This is a genomic window from Streptomyces sp. P17 (assembly GCF_032436805.1).
Lineage (GTDB): Bacteria > Actinomycetota > Actinomycetes > Streptomycetales > Streptomycetaceae > Streptomyces.
Genome location: NZ_JAVRBF010000008.1, coordinates 149,039 through 168,087, shown reverse-complemented (window position 1 = coordinate 168,087; position 19,049 = coordinate 149,039). Strand labels below are relative to the sequence as shown.

The following is a 19,049-nucleotide window of genomic DNA, read 5'->3' as shown; positions in this document are numbered from 1 at the left end:
CACAGCCCGCGGCGCTGGAACACGCGGCGGCCGTGGTGAAACGAGCCCACGATGCGTGACGTTCTCCCGGCGCTGGGAGCCTGGTACGCGGCCGGACTGGCCCCGGCCGCTGCCGCGTGCCGACGCGCTCGCCCAAGGCCACAGCCCGCGGCGCTGGAACACGCGGCGGCCGTGGTGAAACGAGCCCACGATGCGTGACGTTCTCCCGGCGCTGGGTGCCTGGTACGCGGCCGGATCGCCGTTCGGGCTTGCCACGGTCGTCGCGACGAGCCGCAGCGCGCCGCGTGATCCGGGGGCCGTGATGGCCGTGGGGCCGGGCGACGAGGTCGTGGGGAGTGTGTCGGGTGGCTGTGTCGAGGGGGCGGTGTTCGAGCTGGCCCAGGAGGTGGTGGCGAGCGGCGAGGCACGCCTGGAGACCTTCGGGTACAGCGACGAGGATGCCTTCGCCGTGGGGCTGACCTGCGGTGGCGAGATCACTCTCCTCGTGCGGCCGGTGACGGCCGCCGACGATCCGTCCTTCGGCGCCGTCGCGGAGTCCGTCGCCGCCGGTGAACCGGTCACCGTGGCGTCCGTGGCCGACGGGCCCGCACCGCGCGGGGCGACCCTCGCGGTCTGGCCCGACCGGGTTCTCGGCACGCTGGGGACCGAGGGGCTGGACGCGGCGGTCACCGCCGACGCGCGCGGCGAACTCGCCCTCGGTGTCACGGAACTGCGCCACTACGGGCCGCACGGCGAGCGCCGTGAGGACGCCGTCGCCGTCTTCCTGCACTCCTTCGCGCCGCCGCCGCGGATGCTGGTCTTCGGCGCGATCGACTACGCGGCCGCCGTCGCCCGGATCGGCGACTTCCTCGGCTACCGGGTCACCGTGTGCGACGCCCGCCCGGTCTTCGCCACCCCCAAGCGCTTCCCGGAGGGCGTCGAGGTGGTCGTGGACTGGCCGCACCGCTATCTGAGCGGCACCGACACCGACGGGCGCACGGTGATCTGCGTCCTCACCCACGACCCGAAGTTCGACGTACCGCTGCTGGAGGAGGCCCTGCGCAGGCCGGCCGCGTACATCGGGGCGATGGGCAGCCGCCGTACCCATGACGACCGGATGCGACGGCTGGCCGCGGCCGGGCTCACCGGGGCCGAGCTGTCCCGGCTGCGCTCTCCGGTGGGGCTCGACCTCGGGGCGCGTACGCCCGAGGAGGTCGCCGTGTCGGTCGCCGCCGAGATCGTCGCCCTGCGCTGGGGCGGCACCGGCGCCCCGCTGACAGCGACCGCCGGCGCCATCCATCCACCGGGCGCGTGAAGCATGAAGTCATGGAAGGCGGTGCAGTTCCACGTCCGTGAGGCTGCCGTCGGTGACCGAGGCGGTGACGTAGGTGCAGTGCGGCTGGCGGCGCCGGTCGGTCGGGGAGCCCGGATTGAGCAGGCGCAGTCCGGTCGGCGCGGTGGTGTCCCACGGGATGTGGCTGTGGCCGAACACCAGGACGTCCAGGTCGGGGAAGCGCGCGGCGCACCGTATCTCGCGGCCCGCCGCCGGGCCCGTCTCGTGGACCACACCGAAGCGCAGGCCGCCGAGGTCCGCGCGGGCCACTTCGGAGAGGCGGGCCCGCAGATCGGGGCCGTCGTTGTTGCCGTACACGCCGATCAGCCGGCGGCTGCGGCTCTCCAGCAGGTCGAGGGTGGCCGTGTCGACCCAGTCACCGGCGTGGATCACCACGTCGGCGCCCGGGAGTTCGGCGAGGAGCTGTTCGGGAAGTGCGCGGGCGCGCCTGGGGAGGTGGGTGTCGGACATCAGCAGCAGACGCACTCCGCCAGGCTACGGCCCCGGCCCGGGCGGAGGTGGCAAGCGACGGGGAGCGGGTTAGCATCGGGCGAGACCCATACAAGGCAGGCGACGACCCGAGGGGACTTCGAGCGCGATGCCGGTCAAGGTCAGCGTCATCGTTCCCGTGTACAACCCGGGGGCGTACATCGAGGACTGTGTCTCCTCGCTGCTGCGGCAGTCCCTGCCCCCGGACGAGTACGAAGTGATCTTCGTCGACGACGGCTCCACCGACGACACGCCCGGCCGGCTCGACGAGCTCGCCGCCGAGGAGCCCCGGGTGACCGTCATCCACCAGGAGAACTCCGGCTGGTCGGGCAAGCCCCGCAACGTCGGCGTCGCCGCCTCCCGCGGCGAGTACGTGATGTTCGTGGACAACGACGATCACCTCGGCGACGAGGCGCTTGAGCGGATGTACGACTACGGCGTGGCGAACGGCGCCGATGTCGTCGTGGGAAAAATGGCCGGTCAGGGCCGCGGGGTGCCGGTGGAGCTGTTCCGCCGCAACCATCCGCGGGCCACCGTGGAGAGCGCGCCGCTGATCGACAGCCTCACCCCGCACAAGATGTTCCGCCGCGCCTTCCTCGACCGCATCGGCCTGCGCTTCCCGGAGGGCAAACGCCGCCTTGAGGACCACGTCTTCGTCACCGAGGCGTTCCTGCGGGCGGACAACGTCTCGGTGCTCAGCGACTACGTCTGCTACTACCACGTCCGCCGGGACGACGCCGCCAACGCGGGCTTCCAGCGCTTCGACCCGGTCGGCTACTTCAAGAACCTGCGCGAGGCCCTGGACGTCGTCGAGCGGTACACCGAGCCGGGACCGGTGCGCGACCGGCTGTTCCGCCGCTGGCTGCGCGTGGAGATGGTCGAACGGATGCGCGGCAAGCGGCTGCTGGCCATGCCCGCCGACTACCGCAAGGAGATGTTCCGGGAGATCCACTCCGTCGTCGTCGAGCGGTTCGGGCCCGGTGTGGCGGCCGGTCTCCAGCCCACCCAGCAGGTGGTGGCCGCGCTGATCGCCGCCGACCGGTTCGGCGATGTGGAGGCGTTCGCCGAGTGGGAGGCGGGCATCGCCCTCAAGGCCGTCCCGGAGGGACTGGAGTGGGAGGACGGCACCCTGCGGGTGTCCTTCGCCGCGGAGTACCACTCCGGCGGGGCGCCGCTGACGTTCAGTGCCACCGGTGGCGGCGATCCGCTGCAGGCCCCGCCGAAGGACGTCACCGAGGCCATCGCCTGGGTGGGCGCCGACACCGTCGCCCGGTTCGGCTCCGCGACCGCGGATCTGCTGCTGCGTCAGCGCTCCAATGCCGCCCAGTACTTCCAGCCGGTGCAGTTCACCCGGGAGACCGTGCCGACCGAGGACAGGGGACGCTTCCGGCTGGTGCTGCGGGCCACGGCCACCGTGGATCCGGCACAGGCGGCCGGGGGCGCTCCCCTGGCCGGCGGGCTGTGGGACGCCGTGGTCCGGGTGAAGCTGGGCGGCTGGACCAAGGAGTGCCGGCTCGCCCCTGCCCCGCGCGCCGAGCGCCCCACGGCGCACGCCGGTGTCGTCGCCGGGCGTGTGGTGCTGCCGTACTGGACCGCCCGGCACCTCACGCTCGCCCTGGACGTCGACCGCGCGAGCCGGAACCTCGGGCTCGGGCGCATCGCGCTGGAGGAGATCGCCGTCGCACACGACCGGCTCAGCGCCCCGGTGCCGTTGTACGTCCCGGGCGACACCGACGTGCTGCTGCGGCTGACCGCGCGGGCCAGGGAACTGGACGCGGCCGGCACGCTGTCCCCGGCGCCCGGCGGATCCGGGGCGCTGCTGACGGCCGCGCTGCCCGCACTGGTGATGGGCGGGACGACCTGGCGGACCGCGCTGGTCCCGGTCCCGGACGCCACCGAACAGCGGCCGCTGGCGCTGCCGTTCGCGCTGCGCTCGGGAGCGCACGGGGTGCAGGTGGGCCGCACGCCGGGGCCCAGCGTGCTGCGCCGGCTGGTACGCAAGGCGAAGGCCCGGCTCAGGGCCGCACGGAGGTGACGGAGTGCGTTCACTGGGGATCGACGGTGCCTGGGTGCTGGAGCCCAAGGTCTTCCCGGACGACCGGGGCAGCTTCCACGAGTGGTACCGGGGCGAGGAGTTCCGCGAGGCCACCGGCCACGACCTGACCCTCGCCCAGGCCAACTGCTCCGTCTCCCGGCGGGGCGTGGTGCGCGGGGTGCACTTCTCCGATGTGCCGCCCGGTCAGGCCAAGTACGTGACCTGCGTGCGGGGCGCCGTCCTGGACGTGGTGGTCGATCTGCGCACCGGTTCCCCGGCGTTCGGTCAGTGGGAGGCCGTACGGCTCGACGACGACACCCGGCACGCGGTGTTCCTCGCCGAGGGTCTCGGGCACGCCTTCATGGCGCTCACCGACGACGCCACCGTCATCTACCTGTGCTCCACCGGCTATGCCCCGGACCGGGAGCACGGCGTGCACCCCCTCGACCCGGACCTGGCGCTGCCCTGGCCCGAGGGCGTGGAGCCGGTGCTGTCCCCCAAGGACGCCGAGGCGCCGACCCTGGCCCAGGCGCTGCGCACCGGGCTGCTGCCGTCGTACGAGGACTGTGCCGCCCGCTACCGGACGCTGCGCGGCGGCTAGATACCGGCCCGGCCCCTGACCGGAGTTCGAGCTTCCCGCGACCGGTGCGCGGCATCGTCGGTGGCGGTGTGACGGCCCCTTCTCAGTGAGGAGACGGGCGCGACGACAAGCTCGATCGGTGAGTCGTACGACCCCCTCGGCGCGCATCTGCAGGACCCGTACCCCTTCTTCGCGCTGGCCCGTGATTCGAGGCAGTGTTCGGCATGCCGGCCTTCGACTCCATCGGCCGGGATCCGGAACTGTCCGCCCTGTTCAACAAGGCGATGGCGGAGACGGCACAGGGCGCGGCCGACGTGGTGGCGGCCGGCTACGACTTCTCCGGCGTCCCCACCGTCGTGGATGTCGGCGGCGGCAACGGCACCCTGCTCGGGGCCCTGCTGACCGCGCACCCCGACAGCCGGGGCGTCCTCTTCGACACGCCGACCGGGGTGCGGGAGGCCGCCAAGGTGCTCGCGGACGCCGGCGTCGCCGACCGCTGCGAGATCACCACGGGCGACTTCTTCACCTCCGTACCGGGCGGGGGCGACGCGTATGTCCTCAAGAGCGTCATCCACGACTGGGACGACGACCTGGCGCGCACCGTCCTGCGACGCTGCCGCGAGGCCATGCCCGACCACGCGAAAGCTGCTCCTCGTCGAGCCGGTCCTGCCGGGCGAGAACGGCCCCGCGGCCGAGCTCAGCGTTGTCCTGAGCGATCTGAACATGCTGGTCATGGCCGGAGGCCGGGAACGCACCGAGGCGGAGTACGCCGCCCTGCTCGACTCGGCAGGCCTCGAACTGACCCGCGTGGGCGAGCCGCTGACACCCACCCACTTCCAGGTGCTGGAAGCAGTGCTCCGCTGATCAGCGGCCGGTGAGGTCTTCCAGGAGGCGCCGCAGCGGTGGCCAGCCCCGGGAGCGTGCGACGCCGAGATTCCTGGCCCGGGCCAGGGGGCGCCAGAAGCGCGCCTCCAGCAGGGCCTCGGGGCGTACCGCTCCGGTCCGCTCCAGGATCGACTCGGGCACCTTCTGCGGATCGGGCACGTCGTACTCGGCGACGATCTCGTCGTACTTGTCCCGCAGCACGGTGTTGTGCGGGTCGGCGCCGAACACCACCAGCTGTCCGGTGGGTTGGGTGTCGACGAGGACGGCGACCAGGTCGGGGCGGTGGCGGGCGAGGATCTCACTCAGCTTGTAGACGTCGCCGGTCCAGGCGCCGGTGTGGCGGTCGCGGGCCGCCTCGTCGATGTTGCGCGGCAGCATGTCGTCGAAGACGATCACACTGGCCCAGTCGGAGTGCTGCTCGACGTTGATGAAGTCCCGCAGCGCGTACTCGAACAGGTGCATGCCGTCGATGAACGACAGATCGAGGGTGGTGCGCCGCCAGTGGCCGACCGGGCTGCGGCCCCGGCGCAGGTTGCGCACGGGATGGCGGCCGCCCTTGAGGTGGGCCAGGGGGTTGTCGCGGGCGAAGAAGTCGTCGCTGGTGGCCTTCACCAGATGGACGTCGCAGCGGATCTCCGTGACCACCTTGAACGCGGGGTCGATCGCGATGCTCGGCACCCGGGACAGTCTGAGGCTGCGACCGTCGTTGACGCCGATCTCCAGGTAGTTGCGGTTGGCGGTGACCTTGTGCAGTTCCTTCAGGAACTCATGGCGTTTCACGAAGGGGACTCCTTGCGGATCCGGGGAAGTGCCTCGTGCAGGGCGGTACGCCAGTCGCGCAGCGGCGGCAGGCCGAGCGTCTGCCAGCGGCCGTGCGCGAGGGCGCTGTACTGGGGGCGGGGCGCGGGCCGGGGGAAGGCCGCGCTGTCGGTGGGGCGCACCCGCTCGGGGTCGGCGCCGAGCAGCCGGAACACCTCACGGGCCAGCTCGTACCAGCTCGCCTCGCCCGAATTGGTGGCGTGCACAATGCCGTTGACGTCCGGGCCGAGGTCGGCGATACGGGCCGCGACATCGGCGCTCCAGGTGGGCTGCCCGCGCTGGTCGTCGACCACGTCGACGGTGGGGCGGCTCGCTTCCAGGCCGATCATCGTCCGCACGAAGTTCGGGCCGCGGACGCCGTAGAGCCAGGCGGTGCGCACCACCGTGCTCGCCTCGGGGAGTTCCTCGCGCACGGCCTCCTCCCCGGCGAGTTTGGTGCGGCCGTAGGCGGTGCGCGGGCCGGGCGGATGGTCCTCGGGGTACGGGGTGGCGCGCGAGCTGCCGGAGAAGACGTAGTCGGTGGAGACGTGGATCAGCCGGGCGCCGTGGGCGGCGCAGGCGCGGGCCAGCAGACGCGGGCCTTCGCCGTTGACGCGCAGGGCGGTCGCCTCGTCGGTCTCGGCGTCGTCCACGGCCGTGTAGGCGGCGCAGTTGACGACGGTCTGCGGCCGGTGCGCGGCGAACGCCCGCTCCAGGGAGCCGGGTTCGGTGATGTCCAGGGCGTGGTGGCCGAGGCCGGTCACCTCGGCGCCCCGCGCGCGGAGTTCGGCGACGACGTCGTGGCCGAGCATTCCGCCCGCGCCGGTGACCAGCCACCTCATCCGTGCTCCTCGGCCGCCCGCCGCTTCAGCGGTTCCCACCAGGCCCGGTGGGCGCGGTACCAGTCGACGGTCTCGGCGAGCCCGGCGCGGAAGTCGTGCCGGGGCCGGTAGCCGAGTTCCTCGCGGGCCTTGCTCCAGTCGACGGAGTAGCGCAGATCGTGGCCCTTGCGGTCCGCCACGTGCGTCACCCGGTCCCAGTCCGCCCCGCACGCCTCCAGCAGCAGTCCGGTGAGCTCCTTGTTGCTGAGTTCGGTGCCGCCGCCGATGTTGTAGATCTCGCCAGGGCGGCCCTGGGCGCGGACGAGTTCCACGCCGAGGCAGTGGTCGTCGACGTGCAGCCAGTCGCGGACGTTGAGGCCCTCGCCGTAGAGCGGGACCTGATGGCCGTCGAGGAGGTGGGTGACGAAGAGCGGGATGACCTTCTCGGGGAACTGGCGCGGGCCGTAGTTGTTGGAGCAGCGGGTGACCCGCACGTCCAGGCCGTGGGTGCGGTGGTAGGACAGGGCGAGCAGGTCGGAGGAGGCCTTGGAGGCGGAATACGGCGAGCTGGGCCGCAGCAGGTACTCCTCGGTGGAGGAGCCGGAGTCGACGGAGCCGTACACCTCGTCGGTGGAGATGTGCACGAAGGTCGACACACCGCCGCGCAGGGCACCCTCCAGGAGGGTCTGGGTGCCCACGACATTGGTCAGGACGAAGTCGGACGCCCCGGTGATCGAGCGGTCCACATGGGACTCCGCGGCGAAGTGCACCACCTGGTCGGCCTGGGCGGTGAGCTTGCCGACGAGTTCGGCGTCGCGGATGTCGCCCTGGACGAACTCAAGGCGCGGATGGTCGAGGGGGAGGTTGTCGAGGCTGCCGGCGTAGGTCAGCTTGTCCAGCACGGTGATCTGCGGCGCGTCGGGCGCGTCGGAGGCGAGCAGCATGCGGACGTAGGCCGAACCGATGAACCCGGCGGCGCCGGTGACGAGGAGGTTCATGTGTGGATCTGCACCTTGCTGTGGTCGCCGAGGACGAAACGGTGGGCACTGGGGACGTGGTGCGCCGGCGTCACCTCGGCGTGCCGGCCGATCAGGGAGGACTCGATACGGCCCACTCCGGCGATCGAGGAGTCCCGCAGCACGATGGAGAACTCCAGCTCGCTGTCGGTGATCCGGCAGTTCTCGGCGATGGAGGTGAACGGGCCGACGTAGGAGTTGTCGACGAGCGATCCGGCGCCGATGACGGCGGGGCCGACGATGCGGGAGTTGACGATCCGGGCGCCCTCCTCGACGACCACCCGGCCGACCGTCTCGGACAGTTCGTCGACCTGGCCGTCGATCCGCCGGTCGAGCCCTTCCAGGACCGTCCGGTTGACCTCCAGCATGTCGTCGACGTTCCCGGTGTCCTTCCAGTAGCCCTTGATGACGGTGCACCGGACGTCGGCGCGGGCGTCGATCAGATGCTGGATGGCGTGGGTGATCTCCAACTCGCCGCGCCAGGACGGCTCGATGGCGCGCACCGCCGCATGGATGGCGGGGGTGAAGAGGTAGACGCCGACCAGGGCGAGGTCGCTCTTGGGGTGCTCGGGTTTCTCCTCCAGGCCCACGACCTGTCCCGCGCCGTCGAGTTCGGCCACGCCGAAGGCGCGCGGGTCGGGGACACGGGTGAGGAGGATCTGGGCGTCGGGGCGATTGCTGCGGAACTCCTCCACGAGGCCGCTGATGCCGCCGACGATGAAGTTGTCGCCGAGGTACATCACGAAGTCGTCGTCGCCGAGGTAGTCCCGCGCGATCATCACCGCGTGGGCCAGGCCCAGAGGGCGTTCCTGGGGGATGTAGGTGATCTGCAGACCGAACTTCGAGCCGTCGCCCACCGCGTCCTGGATCTCCGCGGCGGTGTCGCCGACGATGACGCCGACATCGGTGATGCCTGCTTCGGCGATGGATTCCAGCCCGTAGAACAGCACAGCCTTGTTCGCAACCGGTACCAGCTGTTTGGCCGATGTGTGAGTGATCGGCCGCAGCCGTGTGCCGGCTCCACCGGACAGCACGAGAGCCTTCATCTGGTTCACCATAGCGTCGATCCCGCGTAACCGACTGGTCAGATGTTGGGCCGTGCGGCACTGATGTCGCCGAGCGCCGTGTCCGGATCGCGCTCCATCGCCACGTCCCCGAGGGCGACGATGCCCACGGGACGGCCTTCGTCGACGACCGGAATCCGCCGTACGGCGTGCTCGCGCATCAGCCGTATCGCGTGGTCCAGGTCCTCGTCGGGTCCTACGGTGACCAGGTCGTCGCTGCACGCCCCGGCCACCGTGGTCTCCTCCGGGTCGCCGCCCTCGCACAGGGACCTGACGACCAGGTCGCGGTCGGTGACCAGGCCGCGCAGCCGGTCGTCGTCCATCACCAGGACGGCTCCGAGGTCCCGGTCGCGCATGATGCGGGCCACCGCCGCCACGGAGGCCTGCGGGCCCACGGTGGCCGGGGCGCCGGTCATGATGTCGCGGACGTGCTGGGCCATGACGTACTCCTTCGCCGGGGGTCGATGGACCCCCGGGTACCCGGGACTCAGCGGTTCAGCTGGATCTCGCTCCAGACCTGTTTGCCGCCGCTGACCGGGAGCGTCCCCCAGGACGCCGACATGGCCTCGACCAGGAGGATGCCGCGGCCTCCGGTGGCCTCCCAGCCGATGCTGGTGGGTTTGACGGGGCTGCGGGGCGAGGTGTCGGCGACGGCGACCCGCAGCCGGCTGTTGATCAGGGTGAGGTCGAGGCGGACCGGGCCCTCGGTGTGCACGAGGGCGTTGGTGACGAGTTCGGAGACGACCAGCAGGACCGCGTCGGTCTGGCCCGTCAGGTCCCAGGAGCGCAGGGTGCGGCGGGTGAAGCGGCGGGCGTGGCCGACCGCCTCGGGCACCCGCCACACCGTCCAGCTCTCGCGCAGCGGGCGCAGCTCCATGCCGTCGTAGCGCATCAGCAGCAGGGCGACGTCGTCGCTGCGGCGGGCGTTGCCGAGCAGGGCGTCGGCGACCAGGCCGAGGTGGGCCGGGTCGGCGGCGGCCAGGCCGCGGGCGAAGCCGTCCATGCCCACGTCGATGTCGGCCTCGACGGACTCCACCAGGCCGTCGGTGGTGAGCGCGATGAGGGTGCCGGGCTGGAGCCGCAGGGGGCTCATCGGGAACTCGGCCTGTGTCATCACGCCGAGCGGGGGTCCGCCCTCGGCCTCGGCGATGTCCGTTGTGCCGTCCGGGTGGCGCAGCACCGGCGGGAGGTGTCCGGCGCGGACGCACCAGGCGGTGCCCTCCTCCAGGTCGACGTCGACATAGGCGCAGGTGGCGAAGAGGTCGGTCTCCAGCTCCATCAGCAGCCGGTTGGCGTGGGAGACGACCACGTCGGGCGGGTGGCCCTCGGCGGCGTAGGCGCGCAGGGCGGTGCGCATCTGGCCCATCAGGGTGGCGGCGGCCGCGCTGTGGCCCTGGACGTCGCCGATGACGAGGGCGACGTGGTTGTCGGGCAGCGGGATCACGTCGTACCAGTCGCCGCCGAGCTCCAGACCTGCCGTGCTCGGCAGATAGCGGGCGACGGCCTCCGCGCCGGGCAGCCGGGGCAGTCTGCGGGGCAGCAGCTGGCGCTGGAGCATGCCGACGAGTTCGTGTTCGGCGTCGAAGGCGCGGGCCCGCATGAGGGCTTGCCCGGTGAGTCCGGCGGAGGCGATGAGCAGGGCGCGTTCGTCGGGTCCGAAGTGGTGCGGGGCGTCCCAGCCGATCAGACAGGCGCCCGCCATCCGGCCGGCGGCGGGCAGCGGCAGGACGGCCAGGCCGCCGGGGCCGACGTCGGCGAGGGCGGGTTCCAGCGGGGTGCCGGCCGGCCAGATCTGGGCGCGGCCCTCGCGCAGGGCCGCGGCGAGGGTCGGCATCGCGCGTACCGGCGCGTCGGGCCACTCGGTGCGCCACTCCAGGCGCCACAGCTCGGGCCAGGACTCCGGCTGGGGCGGGTCGAGGACGGTGACGACGAGCCGGTCGTTCTCCAGCTCCGCCAGCGCGATGCGGTCGGCGCGCAGGGGGGCGCGCAGGGCGGCGACCACGGCCTGGCTGACATCGCGGACGGTGCCCGCCGTGGCGAGGGCGGCGGCCAGCCGCTGGACACGGGCCACGTCGGTGACGTCGGAGCGCAGCTTCGAGGCGTCGGCGACGGTGCCCGCGAGCCGCGCCGGCTGCCCCTCGCCGCCGGGCACCAGCCGCCCGCGCAGCCTGAGCCACTTGGGCGGGCCGGCCGGCTGGAGCACCCGGAACTCCAGCTCGCGGTCGCCGATGGACATGTGGTCGGCCTCGACGACGGACATCAAGGAGGGCAGGTCCTCGGGCACGGTCAGGCCCAGCAGGGTCTCCACCTTGCCGTCGAACTCGTCCGGGCCGATCCCGAACAGGTCCAGGATGTCGTCGCCGGCCTCGACGCGGCCGGTGTCCATGGCGAGGCTGAAGGCGTTGGACTGCAGTTCGCCGCCCTCGGCGCGCGGTACCGGGGCGGGGTAGGCGAGGGCGTTGGCGATCAGGTCCAGACAGTCGCGGTCCTCGGCGTCGAACCCGTCGGGGTACTCGCTCACCGCGACCAGACAGCCCCCGTCGTCCTCCGCTCGCGCGGGCAGCACCGCCAGATGGAAGTCGCCCGCCGACGCCCGCCGGGACTGGGCGCGGTCGGCGAGTTCCTTCGGCCCGAGCCAGGCGGGCCGCCCGGTGTGGTGGGCGTCGGCCAGCGCGGAGCCGCCGGTGGCGGCATAGCTGTCGCGCAGTCCGTACTGGGTGCGCGGGGCGCCGGCCCACTCGACCAGGCACAGCAGCTCGCCGTCCTCGGTCAGCGTGTACACGGCGGCGAGGGCCGCGTGGGCGAAGACGAGCGCTTGTTCGAGGATGCGGCGCAGCCGGTCGGGCGCCTCGGGATCGTCGGTGACCGTGTTGAGGGCATCCTTGGCACGCTGCCTTCTCGATCTGCTTCTCGCAGCGCCCTCACCGCCCACGTTGGCCATTACAGCGCTTATGAGACACGTGCGCAGCCCCTGTGCGCGTTCGATGGAGTGCTTGCGAAGGCTGGGCTCGAAACCCACCGAACAAGTCTTGACGCATGCGTTCCGCACGGTGGTCTGGTGACAGAGACGACTGTCCGCGCCCCGCCGCCCCCTGGAAGCTCGTTGCCGGGCCATCGAAGGGGGAGGTATGGACAAGCGGTACGAGGTGTACGCGCTCGCCGACCGGCACTTCTACGAGACGCCGGACCGGCTGTCCGCGGGTGCGCGCCGGACGGCGCCGCTGTACGAGACGGCGCGGCGCGAGGTGCCGGACGGCTGGGACGCCGCCCGGATCGGCGACTGGCTGAACCTGACTCCGCTCGGCCCGGACGGCGCCCCGGTGGCCGGGCCGTCCCAGGGCTGGAAGATCCATGCCTCGGCCACCCGGGCGAACGCGGAGCGGATCGCGGCGATCGTGTGGGACTACTGCGTGCCGCGGCGCATCCCGTTCAAGTTCGTGCCGGGCCCGCATCTGCTGCACTTGCGCAACACCAAGTACGCGGCCCGCGACAGCAGCGGCAAGTTCGTCACCGTCTATCCCGCCGACGAGGAACAACTGCACCTCGTGCTGCGCGAGTTGGGCACGCTCCTGGAGGGTTTCGAGGGGCCGTACATCCTGACCGACCTGCGCTGGTACGACGGTCCGCTCTATGTGCGCTACGGCGCCTTCGCGCGCACCTTCGTCGTCGACGAGCGGGGGGCGCTGGTGCCGGCGGTACGGGACGGCGAGGGGCGGCTGGTGCCGGACCGGCGGGCACCGTCCTTCCAGGTCCCGGAGTGGGTGACGTTGCCGGCCTTCCTCGAACCGCACCTGGCGGCGCGCAACACGACGACGGTGGGCGAGCTGCCGTACCGGATCGAGAAGGCGCTGCACTTCTCCAACGGCGGCGGGGTGTACGCGGGCACGGACACCCGGGACGGGAGCCGCGTCGTCCTCAAGGAGGGGCGGCCGCACGCGGGGCTGGCCTCCGACGGGGCGGACGCGATCGCCCGGCTGGAGCGGGAGAAGCACGCGCTGGAGCAGGTGGCCGGGACGGGGGTGGTGCCGGAGGTGCGCGACTGGTTCACCCTCGGCGACCACCGGTTCCTGGTGATGGACTTTCTGGAGGGACGGCCGCTCAACTCGTGCGTCGCCGAACGGCATCCGCTGCTGACGCCGGATCCCGATCCGAAGGACGTCGCCGACTACACGGCCTGGGCGCTGAAGATCTACGGCGGCGTGGAGCGGGCGGTGGAAGCTGTCCACGCGCGCGGCATCGTCTTCAACGACCTGCACGTCTTCAACATCATGGTCGCGCCCGACGAGGAGTCGGTGTCCCTGCTCGACTTCGAGGCCGCCGCCCCGGTCGCCGAGCAGGGCCGCCAGGTGGTCGCCCACCCCGGCTTCTTCGCCCCACCGGACCGTACGGGCGTCGAGGTCGACCGCTATGCGCTGGCCTGTCTGCGGATCGCCCTGTTCCTGCCGGTCACCACGTTGTTCGTGGTCGACCGGGGCAAGGCGGCCCATCTTGCGGAAGTGATCCTCGGTCAGTTCCCGGACGTGCCGGGGGAGTTCCTTCAGGAGGCGGTTTCGGAGATCACCCGGAACACCGAGGCCCCGGCCGCGGCGCCCCGCTCCTTCGTGGAGCCCGGCGACTGGCCGTTCAGCCGCGACTCCATGGTCAAGGCGATCCTCGCCTCGGCCACCCCGGAGCGCGACGACCGGCTCTTCCCCGGCGACATCACACAGTTCTCCGACGGCGGAGGCCTCGGACTCGCGCACGGCGCGGCCGGTGTGCTGTACGCGCTGGACGCGGTCGGCGCCGAGCGGTACGAGGAGGGCGAGCGCTGGCTCCTCGCCCGGACCGCGCCGCCGCCGACGGGCACCCCGCTCGGGCTGTACGACGGTTTGGCGGGCGTCGCCCACGTCCTGGACCGCCTCGGCCACCGGCAGCGCGCCCTCGACCTGGTCGAGTCGATCCTCGCCGAGCGGTGGCAGAACCTCTCCTCCGACCTGCACGGCGGCCTGGCAGGACTCGGCCTGGTCCTCGGTGAACTCGCGCACAGGACCGGCGAGTCCGAGCTGCGGATCCGTGCCGCCGAGGCCGCCGACATCCTCGTACGGCGTCTCGCGGAACCCCTTCCGGACACCCCCCGGCGGCGCCGGGCCGGGCTGCTGCGCGGGGCGAGCGGGCCCGCGCTCTTCCTGCTGCGCCAGTACGAACACACCGGTGACGCGCGCTTGTTGGCGGCGGCGGGGGTGGCGCTGCGGCGGGACCTGGACTGCTGTGTGCGGCACGAGAACGGCTCGCTTGAGGTCGACGAGGGCTGGCGGACGCTGCCGTACCTCGGTGAGGGCAGTGCGGGCATCGGCATGGTCCTGGACGACCATCTCGCCCATCTCGCCGACGCCGAAGGGGAGTTCGAGCAGGCCCGCGCCGGCATTCTCACCGCCGCCACCTGCCGCTTCTACGTGCAGCCGGGCCTGCTGCAGGGCCGGGCCGGCACGATCCTGCACCTCGCCCGCACCAGCACGCCCGGCGCGAGCCCGGAACGGCTCGCCGGCCAGATCGCCGGGCTCGGCTGGTTCTCCATGTCCTACCAGGGCCAACTGGCCTTCCCCGGGCACCAGATGATGCGGCTGTCGATGGACCTGGGCACCGGAACGGCAGGGTGCCTGCTCGCGCTCGGCGCGGCCCTCGACAGCGAGACAGACGCCCACCTGCCGTTCCTGCCGCCGCTCGGGCGGCCCCCACAGCGCGGTTCCGCGAACTGACGGAGCCGTGATCCAACCCCGTCCCCACGGGTGACCACACCTACGGAAGGAAGACACCATGGCACTTCTCGACCTGCAGACGATGGAGTCCGACGAGCAGACCAGCACGGGCGGCGTGAGCACCCTCAGCCTGCTGTCCTGCGTGAGCGCGGCGAGCATCACGCTCTGTCTCTGACCAGCACCGTGCGACCACGGCCCCGGGCGGTCCGCTCCCACCAGGGAGGGCCGCCCGGGGTCCCGCACACCGAGAGGGCGCCCATGACCACGCGCACCACAGAGCCCGGCCCGCTCGGTCCGGCCCCCGCCCGCTGGCTGGCCCTGTGCCTGGCGAGCACGGCCGCCACCGGCGCCGGGCTGCTGCTGCCCGCCGCGCTGGGCCGCACCCTGGACCTGCTGCTGGCCGACGCCCCGGCCACCCGCTGGGTCCTGTACTGCGCCGCGCTGGTCCTGCTGCTCGCCCTGCTCGACGCGGGCGAGACCGTGCTCGGCGGCACGGTGGACGCCCGCACCACCGGCTGGCTGCGCCGGCGCCTGAACCGTCAGGTCCTGGCCGTGGGTCCGCGCGCCGCCGACCGCTTCGGGTCCGGAGACCTCGTCGCCCGCCTCGTCGGCAACGCCGCGCAGGCCGGCACGGCACCGGCCGCCCGCGCCGCCCTGCTCGCCGCGCTCGCCGGACCGGCCGGCGGATTCGTGGCCCTCGCTCTGATCGACCCCTGGCTCGCGGCCGTGCTGCTGGCCGGGGCACCCGTGCTCGCGCTGCTGCTGCGCGCCTTCAGCCGCGACACCCGGGACTGTGTGGCCCGCTACCAGGAGGTGCAGGGGCGCATCGCGGGGGCGCTCTCGGAAGCCATCGGCGGACACCGCAGCATCCAGGCGGCGGGCACGGCGCAGCGGGAGACGGAGCGGATCCTCAGGCCGCTGCCCGAGCTGTCCCGGGCCGGCCGTCGCATGTGGCGGGTGCAGGGGCGGGCCGCCGGGCAGTCCGCCGCCGTGGCCCCGCTGCTCCAGCTCGGGGTCCTCGCCGTCGCGGGATTCCTCCTCACCCGGGACCGGCTGACGGTGGGTGAGCTGCTCGCCGCGTCGCGGTACGCGGTGCTGGCGACGGGCGTCGGCGTGCTGGTGGGACAGCTCGCGAGCCTCGCCCGCGCCCGGGCCGCCACCGGGCGGCTCGCGGAGGTGCTCACCGAACCGTCCCCGGCCTACGGGGACCGCCGGCTGCCGCCCGGCCCCGGCCGTCTTGAGCTGCGCGGGGTGATCGCGCTGCGCGGCGGGCGGGCCGTCCTCGACGGGATCGATCTCGTCGTGCCCGGCGGGAGCACGCTCGCCGTGGTGGGCCGCTCGGGCTCCGGCAAGTCCCTGCTCGCCGCGGTCGCCGGGCGCCTGGCCGACCCGGACGCCGGGGAGGTCCTGCTCGACGGGGTGCCTCTGCGCGAGCTGTCCCACGACGAGCTGCGCGGGGCGATCGGCCACGCCTTCGAACGCCCCGCCCTGCTGGGCGGCACGCTCGAAGAGGAGATCGGCCTCGGCCCGGTGCCCCGCTCCCCCGCCCGGGTCCGGGAAGCGGCCCGCAAGGCCCACGCGGACGAGTTCGTGCGCCGGCTGCCCGCCGGTTACGCCACGCTCTGCGCCGACGCGCCACGCTCCGGCGGGGAGTCCCAACGCCTGGGCCTCGCCCGGGCGTTCGCCCACGGCGGCCGGCTGCTCGTCCTGGACGACGCCCTGTCCAGCCTGGACACGGTGACGGAGGCGCTGATCACCGACTCCCTGATGGGGGAGGGCACCCGGCTGCTGATCGCCCACCGGCCCGCCACCGCGGCCCGTGCGGACGCCGTGGCCTGGCTGGACGAGGGGCGGATCCGGGCGGTCGGACCGCACGAGAAGCTGTGGGAACTGTCCGGCTACCGGGCGGCGTTCGCGGACGGGGAGCGGCCATGAATCTGCCGCGTCTGGGGCTGCGGTTCCTGCGGGAGCGGTGGCGGGTCGGCGCGCGGCTCGCGGTCTGGTCGGTGCTGGAGACCGGGCAGACCTTCCTCACCGGGTACGCGCCCGCGCGCGCCCTCGACGACGGGTTCCTGGCGGGACGGACGGGCACGGGCGTGGCCTGGCTCGCGGTGGCCGGGCTCGGGGTGCTCGTCGGGGCGTACGGGACGGCGCGGGTGTACGCCGCGGTGGCCGAACTGGTCGAACCGCTCAGGGACGGTCTGGTGTCGCGGGTCGTGGCCCGCGGAGTGCGGGAGGGTGACTCCGCGGCGCTGTCCGGGCTCACCCAGCAGGCCGAGATCGCGCGGGACACGTTCGCCGGTCTTGTGCTGGTGTCGCGTTCGTTCGTGTTCACCGCCGTGGGCGCGCTGGTCGGCCTGTTCTCGCTGGCCCCGCCGCTGCTGCTGGTCGTCGGGGTGCCGCTGCTCGCCGGGGTGGCCCTGTTCGTGGTGACGCTGCGGGCGCTGGCCCGTCGGCAGGAGGCGTTCCTCGTCGCCGACGAGGCGCTCGCCGAGCGGTTCGGCGCGGTCTGCCCCGGCTTGCGGGACATCACGGCGGCCGGGGCCGAGGAGCCGGTCGCCGCCGGCACCGGGGAGCGGATCGACGCCGAACAGCGGGCCGCATGCTCCCTCGCCCGCTGGGGCGTGCTGCGCGTGGTCTCCCTGACGATCGGCGGCGAGCTGCCCATCGTGCTGCTGCTGGCCACCGCGCCCTGGCTGCTGCGCCACGGCGTCACCCCGGGCGCCCTGGTCGGCGCGCTCGCCTACATCACCCAGTCCCTGCTGCCCGCCCTGCGCAACCTCGTCCACGGCGTGGGCACCAGCGGCTCGCGGCTGGCGGTGGTGCTGCGCCGCCTGCTCCGCGGGGCCGTACCGCACGAAGAGCCACCGCTCCAGCTCCCCCGCCCCTGCGAGGTGACCTCCGGCACCCCCGCGCTCTCCCTCGCCTCCGTCACCTTCGCCTACGGCCCCTGCGCGGCCCCCGTCGTCGAGGACCTCGACCTCGTCCTCCCGCCGGGCGCCCACCTCGCCGTGGTGGGTCCGAGCGGCATCGGGAAGTCCACGCTCACCGCACTGATCGCCGGGCTGCTGGAACCCGGCCGGGGCACCATCCGGGTGTGCGGGCACCCGGTGCCGGGGCCCGGGGCCGCGGTGCGTCGCGTGCTCATCCCGCAGCAGGCGTATGTCCACACCGGCACCCTCGCCGAGAACCTCGGGCAGCTTCGGCCGGATCCCGTGCCCGAGGCGGAACTGCTCGCCGCGGCGGACGCGGTGGGGCTGCTGCCGCTGCTGGAGGCCCTCGGCGGGCCCGGCGCCCCCGTCGAACCGGCGGCGCTGTCCGCCGGAGAGCGGCAGCTCATCGCCCTGACCCGGGCCTATCTGTCGTACGCCCCGCTCGTCCTGCTCGACGAGGCGACCTGTCATCTGGACCCGCGGGCCGAGGAGCGCGCGGAGCGGGCCTTCGCCGCGCGGCCCGGATCCACCCTGGTCGTGGTGGCGCACCGCATCAGCTCGGCCCGCCGCGCCGACCGGGTCCTGGTCATGGACGGCCGCGCGACCGCGTACGGCACGCACGGCGAGCTGCTGCGGCGCTCGGCCCTGTACCGGGACCTCGTCGGGGGCTGGACGCCCGTACCCTCACAGCCAGCCCTCGCCCTGCGAGATCCGGATCGCGTCGATGCGGTTGCGGGCCCCGGTCTTGCGGGTGATGGCCGCCATGTAGTTGCGCACGGTCCCGTTGGACAGGTGCAGACTCCCGGCGATCTCCGCGACGGAGGCCCCCTCGGCTGCGAGGACTAACACGCTCAGCTCCCGTCTGGTCAGCGGCATTTCGGCGGCGCGGAGGAACCCGAAGCCCAGCGAGTCGTCAACGAAGCGTTTCCCTGCGGCGACCAGCCGGATCCCCTCCACCAGGCGCTCCGGCGCACCCTCCTTGTCCACGTAGCCGAGCGCCCCCGCCTCCGCCGCGCCCTTCAGCAGACCCGGCCGGTTCCCGCTGGCCAGGACGAGGAGCCGGGGCGGCGGCATGCCCGGAACGCGTTCGTGGAGCTCACCCAGCGGCGGTATCCCGTAGGTGTCCGCGCACTCCAGGTCGGCCGCGCAGACATCCGGCCGCACACTGCGCAGACGGGCCAAGGCGCTGCGCCACGGGGCGTGGAACACGCCGAGGTCCGATTCCCGGCGCAGCCAGTCCGCCAGGACCGATCGGACCAGACACTCGTCGTGCACCAGAAGAACCCGGATCACTGATCGTCCCTTCGCGTCGCCGTTCGCCGGTTCCATGGGTGAGGTGCGCGTGCCCCATTTTTCGCGCCGCCCCTCCGTCCTGCGCGCG

15 protein-coding genes and 2 pseudogenes are annotated in these 19,049 nt (G+C 73.1%); 9 read left to right on the top strand and 8 right to left on the bottom strand.

Features of this window, described 5'->3' with window-relative positions:
* Window positions 1-190: 190 nt before the first annotated feature.
* Window positions 191-1,294, top strand: a complete 1,104-nt coding sequence (locus RMT89_RS07600; RefSeq protein ID WP_315883148.1) for an XdhC family protein — start codon at window positions 191-193, stop codon at window positions 1,292-1,294.
* 9 nt (window positions 1,295-1,303) lie between these two features.
* Here RMT89_RS07600 and RMT89_RS07595 read toward each other — a convergent pair whose 3' ends face one another.
* A complete protein-coding gene (locus tag RMT89_RS07595; protein WP_315883147.1) occupies window positions 1,304-1,798 on the bottom strand; it encodes a metallophosphoesterase in 495 nt (164 codons plus the stop codon).
* 112 nt (window positions 1,799-1,910) lie between these two features.
* Between RMT89_RS07595 and RMT89_RS07590 the strand changes: the two genes are divergently transcribed.
* From RMT89_RS07590 to RMT89_RS45895, 4 genes and pseudogenes are all read left to right on the top strand, one after another.
* Window positions 1,911-3,836 carry a glycosyltransferase family 2 protein gene (locus RMT89_RS07590; RefSeq protein WP_315883146.1) on the top strand — a complete coding sequence of 642 codons (1,926 nt, stop codon included), beginning with the start codon at window positions 1,911-1,913 and terminating at the stop codon, window positions 3,834-3,836.
* A gap of 4 nt (window positions 3,837-3,840) precedes the next feature.
* Window positions 3,841-4,437: a dTDP-4-dehydrorhamnose 3,5-epimerase gene (gene rfbC / locus RMT89_RS07585; RefSeq protein WP_315883145.1), complete on the top strand. Its 597-nt coding sequence runs from the start codon at window positions 3,841-3,843 to the stop codon at window positions 4,435-4,437.
* A gap of 194 nt (window positions 4,438-4,631) precedes the next feature.
* Window positions 4,632-5,045 (top strand): annotated as a pseudogene (locus tag RMT89_RS45900) (methyltransferase); the annotation flags it as partial.
* The gene (locus RMT89_RS45895; RefSeq protein ID WP_399497726.1) at window positions 4,969-5,280 is read left to right on the top strand and encodes a methyltransferase; all 312 of its coding nucleotides are present in this window, start codon (window positions 4,969-4,971) and stop codon (window positions 5,278-5,280) included. The pseudogene RMT89_RS45900 and the gene RMT89_RS45895, both read left to right, overlap by 77 nt.
* Here RMT89_RS45895 and RMT89_RS07575 read toward each other — a convergent pair whose 3' ends face one another.
* Genes RMT89_RS07575 through RMT89_RS07550 form a run of 6 tightly spaced genes read right to left on the bottom strand, consistent with a single transcriptional unit; the run spans window position 5,281 to window position 11,941 of the window.
* A complete protein-coding gene (locus RMT89_RS07575) occupies window positions 5,281-6,081 on the bottom strand; it encodes a class I SAM-dependent methyltransferase (protein WP_315883143.1) in 801 nt (266 codons plus the stop codon).
* The gene (rfbD, locus tag RMT89_RS07570; RefSeq protein ID WP_315883142.1) at window positions 6,078-6,941 is read right to left on the bottom strand and encodes a dTDP-4-dehydrorhamnose reductase; all 864 of its coding nucleotides are present in this window, start codon (window positions 6,939-6,941) and stop codon (window positions 6,078-6,080) included. The genes RMT89_RS07575 and rfbD overlap by 4 nt, the downstream gene beginning before the upstream one ends.
* A complete protein-coding gene (rfbB, locus tag RMT89_RS07565) occupies window positions 6,938-7,918 on the bottom strand; it encodes a dTDP-glucose 4,6-dehydratase (protein ID WP_315883141.1) in 981 nt (326 codons plus the stop codon). Before rfbB ends, rfbD begins: the two co-directional genes overlap by 4 nt.
* On the bottom strand, window positions 7,915-8,982 hold the full coding sequence (locus RMT89_RS07560; RefSeq protein WP_315883140.1) for a glucose-1-phosphate thymidylyltransferase: 1,068 nt from the start codon (window positions 8,980-8,982) through the stop codon (window positions 7,915-7,917). Before RMT89_RS07560 ends, rfbB begins: the two co-directional genes overlap by 4 nt.
* 38 nt (window positions 8,983-9,020) lie before the next feature.
* On the bottom strand, window positions 9,021-9,440 hold the full coding sequence (locus RMT89_RS07555; protein ID WP_315883139.1) for a CBS domain-containing protein: 420 nt from the start codon (window positions 9,438-9,440) through the stop codon (window positions 9,021-9,023).
* Window positions 9,441-9,487: 47 nt separating this feature from the next.
* The gene (locus RMT89_RS07550; protein WP_315883138.1) at window positions 9,488-11,941 is read right to left on the bottom strand and encodes a SpoIIE family protein phosphatase; all 2,454 of its coding nucleotides are present in this window, start codon (window positions 11,939-11,941) and stop codon (window positions 9,488-9,490) included.
* Between the two features lie 187 nt (window positions 11,942-12,128).
* On the opposite strand from RMT89_RS07550, the gene lanKC reads away from it, so the two are divergent.
* The 4 genes from lanKC to RMT89_RS07530 all read left to right on the top strand — a co-directional run bounded on the left by lanKC (window position 12,129) and on the right by RMT89_RS07530 (window position 18,514).
* A complete protein-coding gene (gene lanKC, locus RMT89_RS07545) occupies window positions 12,129-14,735 on the top strand; it encodes a class III lanthionine synthetase LanKC (RefSeq protein WP_315883137.1) in 2,607 nt (868 codons plus the stop codon).
* 58 nt (window positions 14,736-14,793) lie between these two features.
* Complete coding sequence (locus tag RMT89_RS07540; protein ID WP_315883136.1) at window positions 14,794-14,910, top strand: SapB/AmfS family lanthipeptide; 117 nt, start codon at window positions 14,794-14,796, stop codon at window positions 14,908-14,910.
* Window positions 14,911-14,993: 83 nt separating this feature from the next.
* Window positions 14,994-16,670, top strand: coding sequence for an ABC transporter ATP-binding protein (locus RMT89_RS07535; protein WP_315883135.1), 1,677 nt, complete (start codon window positions 14,994-14,996; stop codon window positions 16,668-16,670).
* Entirely contained in the window at window positions 16,667-18,514 is a 1,848-nt protein-coding gene (locus RMT89_RS07530; RefSeq protein ID WP_315883134.1) for an ABC transporter ATP-binding protein, read from the top strand. The genes RMT89_RS07535 and RMT89_RS07530 overlap by 4 nt, the downstream gene beginning before the upstream one ends.
* Here RMT89_RS07530 and RMT89_RS45890 read toward each other — a convergent pair.
* Window positions 18,437-18,997 (bottom strand): annotated as a pseudogene (locus tag RMT89_RS45890) (LuxR C-terminal-related transcriptional regulator); the annotation flags it as partial. The gene RMT89_RS07530 and the pseudogene RMT89_RS45890 overlap by 78 nt on opposite strands.
* Window positions 18,998-19,049: the final 52 nt, after the last annotated feature.